This window comes from Inhella gelatinilytica, assembly GCF_016093295.1.
Taxonomy (GTDB): domain Bacteria; phylum Pseudomonadota; class Gammaproteobacteria; order Burkholderiales; family Burkholderiaceae_C; genus Inhella; species Inhella gelatinilytica.
Map to the genome: position 1 here is coordinate 248,805 of NZ_JAEDAL010000002.1, position 12,116 is coordinate 260,920.

The 12,116-nt window shown below is 63.4% G+C and carries 15 protein-coding genes; 8 read left to right on the forward strand and 7 right to left on the reverse strand.

Annotation, left to right across the window (positions count from 1 at the left end):
• Positions 1–6: 6 nt before the first annotated feature.
• From gspK to gspG, 5 genes are read right to left on the reverse strand one after another with little or no spacing between them, the layout of a single operon-like run.
• Positions 7–1,023: a type II secretion system minor pseudopilin GspK gene (gspK, locus tag I7X43_RS06045; RefSeq protein ID WP_198100023.1), complete on the reverse strand. Its 1,017-nt coding sequence runs from the start codon at positions 1,021–1,023 to the stop codon at positions 7–9.
• Positions 1,024–1,031: 8 nt separating this feature from the next.
• Positions 1,032–1,646: a PulJ/GspJ family protein gene (locus I7X43_RS06050; RefSeq protein WP_198100024.1), complete on the reverse strand. Its 615-nt coding sequence runs from the start codon at positions 1,644–1,646 to the stop codon at positions 1,032–1,034.
• The gene (gspI, locus tag I7X43_RS06055) at positions 1,643–2,005 is read right to left on the reverse strand and encodes a type II secretion system minor pseudopilin GspI (RefSeq protein WP_198100025.1); all 363 of its coding nucleotides are present in this window, start codon (positions 2,003–2,005) and stop codon (positions 1,643–1,645) included. Before gspI ends, I7X43_RS06050 begins: the two co-directional genes overlap by 4 nt.
• Entirely contained in the window at positions 2,002–2,469 is a 468-nt protein-coding gene (locus tag I7X43_RS06060) for a prepilin-type N-terminal cleavage/methylation domain-containing protein (protein ID WP_198100026.1), read from the reverse strand. Before I7X43_RS06060 ends, gspI begins: the two co-directional genes overlap by 4 nt.
• 7 nt (positions 2,470–2,476) lie before the next feature.
• On the reverse strand, positions 2,477–2,911 hold the full coding sequence (gspG, locus tag I7X43_RS06065; protein ID WP_198100027.1) for a type II secretion system major pseudopilin GspG: 435 nt from the start codon (positions 2,909–2,911) through the stop codon (positions 2,477–2,479).
• Between the two features lie 57 nt (positions 2,912–2,968).
• On the opposite strand from gspG, the gene I7X43_RS06070 reads away from it, so the two are divergent.
• Positions 2,969–3,607 carry a hypothetical protein gene (locus tag I7X43_RS06070; RefSeq protein ID WP_198100028.1) on the forward strand — a complete coding sequence of 213 codons (639 nt, stop codon included), beginning with the start codon at positions 2,969–2,971 and terminating at the stop codon, positions 3,605–3,607.
• A 1-nt stretch (position 3,608) separates the two neighbouring features.
• Here I7X43_RS06070 and ilvA read toward each other — a convergent pair whose 3' ends face one another.
• Entirely contained in the window at positions 3,609–5,144 is a 1,536-nt protein-coding gene (ilvA, locus tag I7X43_RS06075; RefSeq protein ID WP_198100029.1) for a threonine ammonia-lyase, biosynthetic, read from the reverse strand.
• Positions 5,145–5,200: 56 nt separating this feature from the next.
• Between ilvA and I7X43_RS06080 the strand changes: the two genes are divergently transcribed.
• The 7 genes from I7X43_RS06080 (at position 5,201) to I7X43_RS06110 (ending at position 11,929) form a co-directional block, all read left to right on the forward strand.
• Positions 5,201–5,626 carry an OsmC family protein gene (locus I7X43_RS06080; protein ID WP_198100030.1) on the forward strand — a complete coding sequence of 142 codons (426 nt, stop codon included), beginning with the start codon at positions 5,201–5,203 and terminating at the stop codon, positions 5,624–5,626.
• Between the two features lie 112 nt (positions 5,627–5,738).
• Entirely contained in the window at positions 5,739–6,740 is a 1,002-nt protein-coding gene (locus tag I7X43_RS06085) for a porin (protein ID WP_198100031.1), read from the forward strand.
• Between the two features lie 169 nt (positions 6,741–6,909).
• Positions 6,910–7,974 (forward strand): porin, encoded by a 1,065-nt coding sequence (locus tag I7X43_RS06090; RefSeq protein WP_198100032.1) that lies wholly within the window; start codon positions 6,910–6,912, stop codon positions 7,972–7,974.
• A gap of 68 nt (positions 7,975–8,042) precedes the next feature.
• Positions 8,043–9,017 carry an ABC transporter permease gene (locus I7X43_RS06095; RefSeq protein ID WP_198100033.1) on the forward strand — a complete coding sequence of 325 codons (975 nt, stop codon included), beginning with the start codon at positions 8,043–8,045 and terminating at the stop codon, positions 9,015–9,017.
• A gap of 7 nt (positions 9,018–9,024) precedes the next feature.
• The gene (locus I7X43_RS06100; protein ID WP_198100034.1) at positions 9,025–9,954 is read left to right on the forward strand and encodes an ABC transporter permease; all 930 of its coding nucleotides are present in this window, start codon (positions 9,025–9,027) and stop codon (positions 9,952–9,954) included.
• Positions 9,954–10,940, forward strand: coding sequence for an ABC transporter ATP-binding protein (locus tag I7X43_RS06105; RefSeq protein WP_198100035.1), 987 nt, complete (start codon positions 9,954–9,956; stop codon positions 10,938–10,940). Before I7X43_RS06100 ends, I7X43_RS06105 begins: the two co-directional genes overlap by 1 nt.
• Positions 10,937–11,929, forward strand: a complete 993-nt coding sequence (locus tag I7X43_RS06110; RefSeq protein ID WP_198100036.1) for an ABC transporter ATP-binding protein — start codon at positions 10,937–10,939, stop codon at positions 11,927–11,929. The genes I7X43_RS06105 and I7X43_RS06110 overlap by 4 nt, the downstream gene beginning before the upstream one ends.
• Here the strand turns inward: I7X43_RS06110 and lptM are convergent.
• A complete protein-coding gene (gene lptM / locus I7X43_RS16615; protein WP_375140383.1) occupies positions 11,926–12,093 on the reverse strand; it encodes an LPS translocon maturation chaperone LptM in 168 nt (55 codons plus the stop codon). The two genes, I7X43_RS06110 and lptM, sit on opposite strands and share 4 nt — an antisense overlap.
• Positions 12,094–12,116 lie beyond the last annotated feature (23 nt).

Consider the following 12,116-nt stretch of genomic DNA (forward strand, 5'->3'; position numbering starts at 1 on the left):
CCGATTCTAGGGAGCGCTCAATCGCCCCAGCCCTGGGCTTTCACCGGGGCGGCCCGGCGTCAACGGTGTCAATCGCTCGCGCCACAGGGTGGTCACTTTGTTGTCTTTGCGCTGAACCAGCGAGCGCAGGGTCACGGTGCGGCCGTCCAGGCGCAGCTGCCCTGTCACCCAGAAGTGTTCGGTTCTCCACCCGATGCGCTCGCCCTTGATGGTCTTACTGTCGGTCTGCGCGTTGAATTGGTCTCGGACGTCACCATCGGTGGTCAACGGTTTGATGCGACGCCGTTGAACGACCCCTTCGGCGGTGGCCAGATCCACCTGGGCCACGGCCGCAATCACTTCGCGTGGGGCGGTATTGAGGTTGATGGCGACTTTGGGCTCTTTGCCCGGGGGGAGCATCACCACCCAGGCTTCGAGCGCTTGCACGGCAGAGGGCGGTAGCCCGACCCACCCCAACTGCTGGGCGGTGCGGGGGCGCAGGGCGGCTTCCGTCCCTTCCTCCTGGGCATCCACGCTCACGGCGCGGATCAATTGAACGAGGGCGGTTTCGATCAAATCAGATGGCACGCCGGCGGTTTGACACAGGCGGCGAAAGGTGTTGGCTTCCACGCCGTCAGGTTGCTCTCCCCGCAAGTTGCCCAGGTTGTAGCGGGCCTGCGCATCTTCAATGCGACCGGCCAGAAAGGCCTCGGGCCCGTCGTCGGCGGCCCCGCCGGGCCCGGCCAAAAAGCTGGACAGTCGGGCTTCGGCCAGCGGCACGGCCCACACCTCGCCCAGGTGGTCGGGCCCTTGTCCGCCATTGCTGCGCCCGTCTTCTTGCAGGATGAGGCGGGCCCAGTCCAGGGCGCCCAGCAGCACCCATTCCGCTTGCGCCCGCAAGCGGTCCGCCCCTTCCAGGGCAAGGGCCCGCTGTTGGCGCGCGACCAGCGCAGCGGCCAGGGTCGCCACCAGGGTGACCAGCACCAGGGCGGTGAGCAGCGCAGCGCCCCTTGTGCGGGCCGCGGTTTGCGTCCGGGTACTCATCCTGGCACTCATCCAGCCCCCACCAACACCTGGCGCAATACCGGGCCGCCGGGTTGATTGGGCCCGGGCAGGAAGTCCAATTGCATGCGGACGCCCGTGGGCAGGTCATTGGGGTTTTGCGCCCCGCCACCCCCCCCGGTTGACTGGGCATTGGTCCAGGCGTTGTTAAAGAAAAACGCCATTTGCCACCCTGCAACCCCTTCCAGGGCCACCAAAGACCGGGGGGCCAGGGTGAGCAGTTGTTGGCTGTCTTCCAAGACCTCGCGTAGGGCCTTCATCTGGGTTTGCGGGGCGGAGGCCCAGCGGTGGAGCTTGCCGTCGCCATGCCACCACACCACGATCTGAATGCCCTCGGGCGTGCGGCGGAACAGTCGCAGCGCCGCGCCATCAAAGCGCAGGGCGGGCAACAGGGCAGGGATCTCCTGGATGTTCTCCAGGTCCAGTTGCCATTGGGCCATGACGGTCTGCAACCGGGCCTGGGCCTCCAAGCGCGCCTGGGTGATGTCACGCGTGCGCAGCATGGCGTCCAGGGCGCGCCAGCCGAGGGCACTCATGAGGGCCATGATCAGCAGGGCGACCAAGACCTCGACCAAGGTGAAACCCCGAAGGCCGCTCCGGGTCATCCGTTGCGCCCCATCACCGTGGACAGCCGCAGCAGATTGGGCCGATCGGGCGTGCCCACCACGGCGTCCACCCGGCGGAAGTTGGGATTCGGCGTGGTTTGAACTTCCAGTCGCCCTTGAAATTCGCGCCCCATTTGCAGGCAATTAAAGGCGCTCTCTCCCGTGCCCGGAAACTGGCGGGTGAGTCGCAATTCGACCAAATGGTTCTCTGCACACCATTGCGCTGCGGTCATCAACTCGAATCGCTCGGCGTTGTCAGTGACTGCCCCCGCCGCGCGCATCCCGGCACCCAGCGCCACCGCCACGAGCGTGAGGGCCACCAGCACTTCAATGAGCGTAAAGCCTTGCTGCGATTTCACTGCGGAGCCTCTATCCACTCGCTGGCAAACGGTTTGAGCCCGTCCGTGGCAATTCGCAGTTGTCGATCTCCGCGTCGCAGCCGAACGGCTTGCGCGGGGATCAGGGGTTCGGGCCCCAAGATCAAAGCGGTCGCCTGGCCTTCAATCTGAACCACCGGCGGCTCGTCCGACCAGTGCCGGGGAAGGGTGACCGCGGGCGGCAAGCCCACGAATTTGAAATGGGCGCCATCGCTTTCCCCCAGGGGGCGAGCGCCATCGACCTGGGGTTGCCAGTGAACCGCCAGGGCGTTGGCCCGGGCTTCGGCGCGAGCGATTTCCAGCAAGGTGATCAAGCGTTCGCCTTCGCGCTCCAGTTGGGCCACGCCCGGGTCGCGCAGCGCCAGCGAAACGGCGGCTGTGGCAATGCCAATCAGGGTCATTACCACCAGCAGTTCAATCAGCGTAAAGCCGCGCGGGCGGCGCATGGCCAACTTACTGCCAAGAGCCGATGTCGGCGTTCAACTCTTCGCCGCCGGGCTGCCCGTCGGCACCGAGGCTGAAGACATCCACCTCGCCTTTCAGACCCGGGTTGGCAAATTGATAGGGATTGCCCCAGGGGTCGTTGGGCAATTTGTCCACATACGGACGCCAATTCTTGGGGGCAGGGCCCGACGTGGGTTTTTGCACCAGGGCCTGCAGGCCTTGTTCGGCGGTGGGGTAGCGCAGGTTGTCCAGCTTGTACATCTTCAGGCTCTGCATGAGCTGGGCGATGTCATTGCGGGCGGCGGTGACGCGGGCTTCGTCCGTGCGGCTCAGCACATTGGGCACCACAAGGGCCGCCAGCACCCCGATGATGGTGAGAACCACCAGCAGTTCGATCAGGGTAAAGCCGCGGGACAGGGAGCGCTGGGCAGAGAAAACACGCATATCAAAGGGACGGGGTCAAGCCCAGGAAGAGGGATCGGGTCATGATAATCCGGCCTCATGAATGAACGCATCGCTGCTTTCCTGGTGTGGGGCTTGGTGGGCCTGAGTGCCGGCACCTACGCCCTCAAGCTCTGGCCCCGAGCGCCCGGGGTGGCGGCGCCGCTGCCGGTGGCCGAGCGGGCGGGGCCCGTGTCGCTGGATCGGCTGCTGGGTGCGGCGGCGCCGGAGGCGACGGCGCCCAGCCTGCCGGCTGATGCGCGCTTCCAGTTGCTGGGGTTGGTCGCGGCGCGTGACGTGGCTCGACAGGCGGTGGAAGGCCTCGCGGTCTTGAGTCTGGACGGTCAACCGCCGCGGGCGATCCGGGTGGGGCAGCGCTTGGATGCGGAGTGGCAACTGATGAAGGTTGAGCCCCACGGCGTTCAGTTGGGCCGAGGCGGTGTGGCCCAGGTGCAGTTGCGCTTGGAGCCTCCGGCGGCCGCTGTGCCGGGCAGCTTGCCCCCGGCGCCGGCGCTGTCTCCGGTGATGCCGGAGGCGGCTCCAGCGGTGGGCATTCCCCCGTCCCCTGCGGCGCCTGAGCCGGTGGTGTCCGGCCAACCTGGAGCGCAAGGGGGGCTGGTGAATGGGGCACCAGCGGCAGGTCCCTTACCCGCCGACGCGCCGCCAGGCCGGCGTCACGACGCGAAAGCCCGCCTCTGATTCAGCGGAGAAAGAGCTGGTAGGCCGGGTTGTCGCTTTCATCCCGATAGGGGTAGCCCAGCCCGTCCAAGAACCGCCGGAAGGCGGTGCGTTCCCGCGTGGGCACTTGCACCCCAACCAACACCTTGCCGTAGTCCGCGCCCTGATTGCGGTAATGGAACAGACTGATGTTCCAGCTCGGGTGCATGGCGTCCAGAAAACGCATCAGGGCTCCTGGCCGTTCGGGGAATTCGCAGCGAACCAAGCGTTCGTCCTGTGCCAGGGGGCTGTGTCCGCCCACCAAGTGACGAAGGTGTTGCTTGGCCAGCTCGTCGTGCGTCAGGTCCAGCGCGTCGAACCCATGCTTGCGGAAGGTGTGGAGCAATCGCTCGGCGTCGTCGGGCCGGCTCAGACTGACGCCAACAAAGATGTGGGCTCGGGTCGGATCGGCCATGCGGTAGTTGAACTCGGTCACCGATCGCTTACCGATCAGCCCGCAAAACCGCTTAAAGCTGCCCCGCTCCTCGGGAATGGTCACAGCGAAAAGCGCCTCGCGCTGTTCCCCCACCTCCGCTCGCTCGGCCACGAAGCGCAAGCGATCGAAATTCATGTTGGCGCCACAGGTGATGGCGGCAAAGGTCTGGCCCTTGCAGCCGGTGCTGGCCACGTGGTGCTTGATCGCCGCCACCCCCATGGCTCCCGCGGGTTCGACGATGCTGCGGGTGTCTTCAAAGATGTCCTTGATGGCGGCGCAGACTGCATCGGTGTCGACGCAAATCCAGTCATCCACCAGGCTCTTGGCCACGCGCAGTGTCTCGGCGCCGACTTGCTTGACCGCCGTACCATCGGAAAACAAGCCCACGTCATCGAGCACCACGCGGCGCCCTGCGCGCACAGAACGCAGCATGGCGTCAGAGTCGGTCATTTGCACGCCGATGACGCGGGTTTCGGGTCGTATGGCCTTGACCACAGATGCCACGCCAGCAATCAGGCCCCCGCCGCCCACGGCGACGAAGACGGCATCCAAGGGGCCCTGGTGTTGCTGAAGGATTTCGAGACCCACCGTGCCTTGGCCGGCAATGACGTCCGGGTCATCGAAGGGGTGTACGAAGACCCAATCCTCTTGCGCTTGCAGCCGGACGGCCTCCTGGTAGGCATCGGAGTACGAATCGCCATGCAGAACCACCTCGCCGCCGAGCGCGGACACCGCTTCGCTTTTGACCCGCGGTGTGGTCACCGGCATGACGATGCGAGCTTTGCACCCGAGCTTGCGGGCGGCCAGCGCCACGCCCTGGGCGTGGTTGCCGGCGCTGGCGCAAATGACGCCGCGCGCGAGTTGCTCGGGGTTTAGCTGCGCCATCTTGTTGTAGGCCCCACGCAGCTTGAAGCTGAACACAGGCTGCTGGTCCTCGCGCTTGAGCAGGACCTTGTTGTCCAAGCGCCGGCTGAGCTTGCGCGCCCATTCCAACGGCGTCTGCTTGGCCACCTCGTACACGCGGGCGCGCAGCACGCGTTGCAAATAACTGTCTGCCGGGGGGGTCAACGCGGGGCGTGCCATGAGGTCTTTCCAATCAGCGAAGCGAACCCGAATGATGCCGGTTTAAGCTTCGCCAAATGGAATGCACTGTTCATTGGAATGGACCGGGCAGCATGAGTTTTCATGCTGCGACGGGGAGTGGTCACTGGGTCAGCATGGACGGCAGCCCCGAAGCGGGTGGCCGAAATCTGGCGCCCCGACCGATGGAAATGATGCTGGTGGGGGCCGGCGGCTGCAGCGCGTTTGATGTGGTGCTGATCTTGCAGCGGGGGCGCCACGCCGTCACCGGTTGCGATGTCAAGCTGCAAGGCGAACGGGCGACGACCGACCCCAAGGTGTTCACCGCCATCCATTTGCACTTCCGCGTGCTCGGGAAAGCGGTCCCGGCGGACGCGGTGGAGCGGGCGGTCAAGTTGTCGACGGAAAAATACTGTTCGGCCTTGGCCATGCTTGGGCATACCGCCCAACTGACGACCTCCTGGGAAGTGCAAGAGGCTGTTTGACGCGCCGTTGCCCGCAAGCAACGTGTCATGGAACTGTCATGGGGTTTGTATGGGCTTCTGCTCCAATTCTTCGCATCGGAGCGGTTTGCTCGTTTTTGTTAGGAGTTGATGAATGAAGAAGAACATCTTGACCCTGGCTGCACTGGGCTTGTTCTCGGGTTTGGTGGCGGCGCAGTCGTCTTCGGTGACGTTGTTCGGCAACATCGATGTGAGTGTTCGCAACATCAAGGGCGCGGGTTCGGCCACCTTGGTGCTGGACGAAGGGCGCGCCGCTTCGCGCATCGGTCTGCGTGGCGTTGAAGACCTGGGCGGTGGCATGAAAGCCAGCTTCCATTTGGAATCCGGCCTGAATCCGGACGACGGCACCAGCGGTTCGCCGTTTTGGGGCCGCCGTGCCACGGTCAGTTTATCGGGCGGGTTTGGTGAAGTCCGACTCGGCCGCCACAAGTGGGCTGACCGCCTGATCGTGGACGAATTTGATCCGATGGCCACCAGTGGTGCCGCCAACGTGACGCGTATCTTCTCGGGCCTGGGTTCGGCCACGGGTGTGATCAACCGTGCGGACAACCAAGTGGGCTATGTGCTTCCGCTGTCGGGTGGTTTTTACGGTGGGTTTGACTACGCGTTTGACGAATCCACTGCGCCGGGCAACAAAGGCGCCGTGGGGCGGATCGGCTACAAGTCCGGTGGACTGCACATTGCCGGCGCGTTTGGCGAGCATGGCGTGGGCACCAAATTGAAGAGCTCCACGGTGGGCGCAGCCTATGCCGTGGGCGACCTGTCCCTGACGGGCTTCTTCACCAAGAACAAATACGGCACGGCGGATCAGCGCATCTTCGGCATCGGCGGTGCGGTCAAGATGGGCTCGGGTCGCTTCGTGGTGTCCATTGCCAACGCCAGCGGCAGCGGGACCGACAAGGATGCCAAGTTGTTGGGCATGGGCTACGACTACAGCCTGTCCAAGCGCACCACGCTCTACACGACCCTGGCTCGCATCAACAACGACGGCACGGCCAAGTTCAGTGTGCAGGGCACGCGCTCCTCGGGTGTTGAGGCTCCGGCGGCCGGTGGCACTTCTCGTTCGTTTGACGTGGGTGTTCGCCACTCGTTCTGACCGGGTTGACGGATCCGGTGCAGGCCGCCCCGAGGGGCGGCCTTTTTCTTGATCTGTACGAAGGCTTCTGCACATCGCTGTTGGGGCGACGCGACAGCGCTGTCTGCCACTACAGACGCCTCGCCACAATACGCGGCAGTTTCAGTCCAACCCCATGGAGTTTTTCGACATGAAGAAGGCTTTGTTTGCTTTGTCCACGCTGGCCCTGGCCAGTGCCGGCGCGTTTGCTCAATCCAGCGTCAAGCTGTACGGAATCGTGGACGCCGCGGTGCGTATCGAAACCAATCAGGGCGCTGACAAGAGCTCGGTGACTTCGGTGATCCCCGGCGGTTTGTCGGAGAGTCGCATGGGTCTGGATATCACGGAAGACCTGGGTGGCGGGTATCGGGCCCTGGCCAATATGGAGCACCGCTTCCGCTCTGACGAAGGCGGCCAGGCCGCCACCGAGTTTTGGCGTCAAGCCTGGGTGGGTCTGTTGACCCCCATGGGCCGGGTCACTCTGGGTCGCCAGTACAACGTGCTGTTCGACTTGACGACGGGCAACCATGCCTCCTACCGCTATTCGCCCTACATCGAGAACTTCAAGCCGGAAATTGGCAACTTGCTGAGCGGCCGTCAGAGCAACATGCTCAAGTACGCGCTGACGGCGGGCGGCCTGACCGCTGAGCTGCAGTACAGCGCCAGCGAAAAGGGCACGGTGACGCTGGGCGAGAAGACGACCGGCGGTATGGCGCGTTATGTGATGGGCGGTTTCTCGGTGGGTGCTGGCGTGTTGAACAGCAAGACCACGTCGGGTAAAGATGCCAAGGCCACGGTGCTGGGTGCGTCCTACACCTCGGGTGGCCTCTACCTGAACGTGTCCCGCACCAAGAACAAGTTTGATGCGGCCTACGAATTGGGTAGCGCTTATGCGACGGCGTTCTTCAAAGGCGCCTCGCTGGTGAATGCGGCAACCGCTAAGGACCGCACGATGACCAGCTTCGGGGCCACCTATCAGATCACTCCGCAGTTCAATCTGGGCGCCCAGTACTACGACGTGTCGCAGAACCACTATGGCGCACCCAAGACGGACTACAAGCTGTACTCCATGGTGGGTGACTACGCACTGAGCAAGCGCACGGACTGGTATGTGGAGTACGACCGTGTGAGCATGAGCTCGACCAGCACGATGATTTTTGCCAACGGCGCTCGCAGCCGTAACGGCTACATGACGGGCGTGCGCCACCGTTTCTGATCGGCTTTCTGGCATGATGCGCGGCCGCCTTTGGGCGGCCGTGTTGTTTTTGGATTGCGACGCCGACGATGCTGGTTTTCATCCTTCGCCGATTGATGCAGGCCCTGCTGGTTATGTTGACGGTGGCCTTGATCGCCTTCAGCCTGTTCCAGTTTGTGGGGGACCCGCTGACCAACATGCTGGGTCAAGATGCGACGCCGGAGCAGCGCGAGCAACTGCGCCGCGATCTGGGCCTAGACCGCAGCTTTGCGGTGCAGTTTGTGCACTTTGTCGGCAATGCTGCGCAAGGTGAGTTCGGCTTGTCCCTGCGACAGGGCCGCAAGGTGTCGACCCTGATTGGCGAGGCGTTGCCAGCCACACTGGAGTTGGCGGTTTGTGCGGCGCTGTTGGCGCTGATGGTTGGCGTACCGCTGGGGGTGTACACCGCGTTGAAGCGCGGCAAGGCGCTCTCCCAAGCCATCATGGCGATCTCTTTGGTCGGCGTCTCCCTGCCTAATTTCTTGATGGGCGTGCTTCTGATGATGGTCTTCGCTGTCGGTTTGCAGTGGCTACCGAGTAATGGCCGTGGGGAAGTCCTGCAACTGGGGTTTTGGAGCACGGGTCTGCACAGTTGGGACAGTGCGCGGTACTTGATTCTCCCGGCGGTGACCTTGTCTCTGTTCCAGCTGACCTTGGTGATGCGGCTGGTGCGGGCGGAAATGCTGGAAGTCCTGCGAACGGACTACATCAAATTCGCCCGGGCCAGAGGCTTGGCGGACCGGGTGATCCACTTCCGGCATGCCTTGCGCAACACCCTGGTGCCGGTCATCACGATCGTGGGGCTGCAATTGGGCTCGCTGATTGCCTTCGCCATCGTGACCGAAACGGTCTTCCAGTGGCCCGGTATGGGTCTGCTGTTCATTCAGGCCGTGCAGTTCGCCGACATCCCGGTGATGGCGGCCTACCTTTGCCTGATTTCGCTAATTTTTGTCGTCATCAACCTGGTGGTTGATTTGCTGTACTTCCTGGTGGACCCGCGCCTGCGAGCGCAGGGCGCCCATTGACCCGATCATGAGCGCAGCGAAATCTGAAAGCAGCCGCTGGCAGCGTTTCTTTGCCAGCGATTTGTGGTGGTCCTACACCCGATCACCCGTCACCCTGGGCGCGAGTGCCGTGCTCGCGATTTGCGTGTTTTGCGCCGTTTTTGCCCCGTGGGTCGCGCCGCACAATCCCCTGGATTTGGCCTCGATTGTGCTGATGGACGCCACCCTGCCGCCGGTGTGGATGCCCGAGGGGAGTTCGCAGTACTGGTTGGGCACAGACGGCCAAGGGCGCGACATCCTGTCGGCGCTGTTCTATGGAGCGCGGATTTCACTCTTTATCGGATTGGCGTCGGTCGCGCTGTCGCTGTCGATGGGCGTCACCCTGGGACTACTCGCTGGGTTCTTGGGGGGCAAGATCGACGCCCTGATCATGCGGGTGTGCGACGTCATGCTCTCGTTTCCGTCGATCTTGGTGGCGCTGCTGATCAACGGGGTGGCCAAGACGGTTTTCCCCAATGCCAGCGAGAATTTGGCGTTTGGCGTGTTGATCGTTGCCATTTCGCTGACCGGGTGGGTTCAGTATGCGCGGACGGTACGCGGCTCCACGCTGGTGGAGCGCAACAAGGAGTACGTGCAGGCCGCCCGGCTGGTGGGTGTGGGTAGTTTGCGCATCATGCGCCGCCACGTTCTGCCCAATGTGCTGGGGCCGGTCTTGGTGCTGGCGACGCTGCAGGTGGCCTTGGCCATCATCACGGAGGCGACCTTGTCATTCTTGGGCGTCGGGGTGCCGCCGACCAATCCATCGTTGGGCACCTTGATTCAGCAAGGTAGCCAGTTTTTATATTCCGGCCAGTGGTGGATCACCATCTTTCCGGGGGCCATGTTGGTGCTCATTTCCTTGTCCGTGAACTTGCTGGGCGACTGGCTTCGGGACGCCCTCAATCCTCGGTTGCGTTGATGGATTCGATTCAAGAGCCCTTGTTGCAGGTGCGCGAACTGTGCGTGGAGTTCCCGACACGACATGGCGTTTTGCACGCGCTGGATCGGGTGACGTTTGACATTGCACCGGGTGAAATCCTCGGCGTGGTGGGGGAGTCCGGTGCGGGGAAATCGCTCACGGGTGCCGCCCTCATTGGATTGTTGGAGCCGCCGGGGCGCGTGAGTGGTGGCGAGATTTGGTTTGATGGGCAGCGAATTGATCAGCTGTCCTCTGCCGAGATGCGTCACTTGCGAGGAAAGAAAATTGGCGCGATCTTTCAAGATCCGCTGACGTCCCTGAACCCGCTGTTCACCGTGGGGCAGCAACTCGTCGAAACCATCCAGACCCACTTGCCCCTCGGTGCCGCACAGGCCCGTGCGCGAGCGATTGACCTGTTGCGCCAGACGGGTATTCCGGCGCCTGAAGCCCGCATTGACCAATACCCGCATCAATTCAGTGGCGGCATGCGGCAGCGGGTTGTGATTGCACTGGCTTTGGCGGCCGAACCCAAACTCATCGTGGCCGATGAACCGACGACGGCGCTGGATGTCTCCATTCAGGCGCAGATCATCCAGCTCCTCAAGCGGGTCTGTCGAGACCATGGGGCCGCCGTCATGCTCGTGACGCACGACATGGGCGTCATCGCCGAGACTTGTGATCGGGTGGCGGTGATGTATGCCGGCCGTGTGGTGGAAATTGGGCCTGTGGATCAGGTAATTCATTGCCCGGCTCACCCCTACACCATTGGACTCATGGGCTCCATTCCTGCCGTCGATGAAGATCGCGAACGACTTCAGCAAATTGACGGCGCCATGCCGCGTCTGAACGCCATGCCGCAGGGCTGTGCCTTTCATCCCCGTTGCGCTCAGGCCCTGTCCCGCTGTCGGGAGGCGTTGCCGCCGCTCGTGGAAGTGGGGCAGACGCAAGCGGCCTGCTGGCTGCATCACGCGGAGGGGCGAGCATGAGCGCTCTGGTTGAGGTCAAAGAATTGTCCATGCGGTTTGATGTCTCTCCGCCATGGCTGAATCGGGTTCTGGAGCGCAAGCCCAAGCAGTATGTTCATGCGGTGGATGGCGTTAGTTTTGACATTCCGCGCGGGAAAACCTTGGCGCTGGTGGGCGAGTCGGGCTGCGGCAAAAGCACGGTGGCCCGCCTGCTGGTGGGGCTCTACAACCCGACAGGCGGGACGGTGGCTTTTGATGGGCGCGATACCCGGGAGTGGCTCGGCAGTCAGGATGCAGGCGCTTTGCGGCGCCGGTTCCAGATGATTTTTCAAGACCCCTATGCCAGCTTGAATCCCCGCTGGAAAGTGGGGGCGATCGTTGCTGAGCCCCTGTTGGAGCAAGGCGTTCTGACAAACACAGCCGATGTCGAGGCGCGCGTCGGGGAGCTGCTAACCATGGTGGGCCTCAGCTCGGTGGATGCGGGCAAGTACCCCCACCAGTTCTCCGGCGGGCAGCGCCAGCGTATTTCGATCGCGCGGGCCTTGGCGACGGCGCCGGAATTCCTGGTGTGTGACGAGCCGACCAGTGCGCTGGACGTGTCGGTTCAGGCGCAAGTTCTGAACATCATGAAGGAGCTCCAAGCCCAACGCGGGCTGACCTACCTGTTCATTTCGCACAATCTGGCGGTTGTGCGTCACATGGCGGATCAGGTTGGGGTGATGTACCTTGGGCGCCTCGTCGAGGTCGCCGGCAAGTCGGAACTCTTTGCCCAGCCGCGGCACCCCTATACCCGCATGCTGCTGGACGCCATCCCAGACATTCACATGACCGGGCGGCAACGGGTGGCCGTACAGGGCGAGGTGCCCAATCCGCTCAATCCCCCTTCGGGTTGCAGCTTTCACCCCCGCTGCCCCCATGCGACCGCGCGCTGCAGCGCGGAGCGCCCCGTGCTGCGGCATCAGGGCGGCACTCAAGTGGCCTGCCATGCCATTGAAGAGGGACGGATTTAAGCGCCTTTCGAAGGAGGCTGCTGGGTGGGCGAGCTGCTGGGGGGCTTCAAGGGGCCTTTTTGACCGCATGCCGCAAGACTCAGGGCCAGGCTAAGGGTCATGAGGGAGGTCCATCGAATGGGCCTGTTGGGGCGAGGGCATTGCGCCCGGTAAAACAATTGCATGCCCGCAGTTTAGAGAGGTTCGA

Excerpts from the sequence above, each read along its gene's own strand:
- I7X43_RS06070 (WP_198100028.1), top strand. The coding sequence starts at position 2,969 with ATGAATGAACGCATCGCTGCTTTCCTGGTGTGGGGCTTGGTGGGCCTG.
- I7X43_RS06100 (WP_198100034.1), top strand. The coding sequence starts at position 9,025 with ATGAGCGCAGCGAAATCTGAAAGCAGCCGCTGGCAGCGTTTCTTTGCC.
- I7X43_RS06105 (WP_198100035.1), top strand. The coding sequence starts at position 9,954 with ATGGATTCGATTCAAGAGCCCTTGTTGCAGGTGCGCGAACTGTGCGTG.
- I7X43_RS06085 (WP_198100031.1), top strand. The coding sequence starts at position 5,739 with ATGAAGAAGAACATCTTGACCCTGGCTGCACTGGGCTTGTTCTCGGGT.
- I7X43_RS06090 (WP_198100032.1), top strand. The coding sequence starts at position 6,910 with ATGAAGAAGGCTTTGTTTGCTTTGTCCACGCTGGCCCTGGCCAGTGCC.
- I7X43_RS06110 (WP_198100036.1), top strand. The coding sequence starts at position 10,937 with ATGAGCGCTCTGGTTGAGGTCAAAGAATTGTCCATGCGGTTTGATGTC.
- I7X43_RS06080 (WP_198100030.1), top strand. The coding sequence starts at position 5,201 with ATGGAATGCACTGTTCATTGGAATGGACCGGGCAGCATGAGTTTTCAT.
- ilvA (WP_198100029.1), bottom strand. The coding sequence starts at position 5,144 with ATGGCACGCCCCGCGTTGACCCCCCCGGCAGACAGTTATTTGCAACGC.
- gspG (WP_198100027.1), bottom strand. The coding sequence starts at position 2,911 with ATGCGTGTTTTCTCTGCCCAGCGCTCCCTGTCCCGCGGCTTTACCCTG.
- gspK (WP_198100023.1), bottom strand. The coding sequence starts at position 1,023 with ATGAGTACCCGGACGCAAACCGCGGCCCGCACAAGGGGCGCTGCGCTG.
- I7X43_RS06060 (WP_198100026.1), bottom strand. The coding sequence starts at position 2,469 with ATGCGCCGCCCGCGCGGCTTTACGCTGATTGAACTGCTGGTGGTAATG.
- I7X43_RS06050 (WP_198100024.1), bottom strand. The coding sequence starts at position 1,646 with ATGACCCGGAGCGGCCTTCGGGGTTTCACCTTGGTCGAGGTCTTGGTC.
- lptM (WP_375140383.1), bottom strand. The coding sequence starts at position 12,093 with ATGCAATTGTTTTACCGGGCGCAATGCCCTCGCCCCAACAGGCCCATT.
- I7X43_RS06095 (WP_198100033.1), top strand. The coding sequence starts at position 8,043 with ATGCTGGTTTTCATCCTTCGCCGATTGATGCAGGCCCTGCTGGTTATG.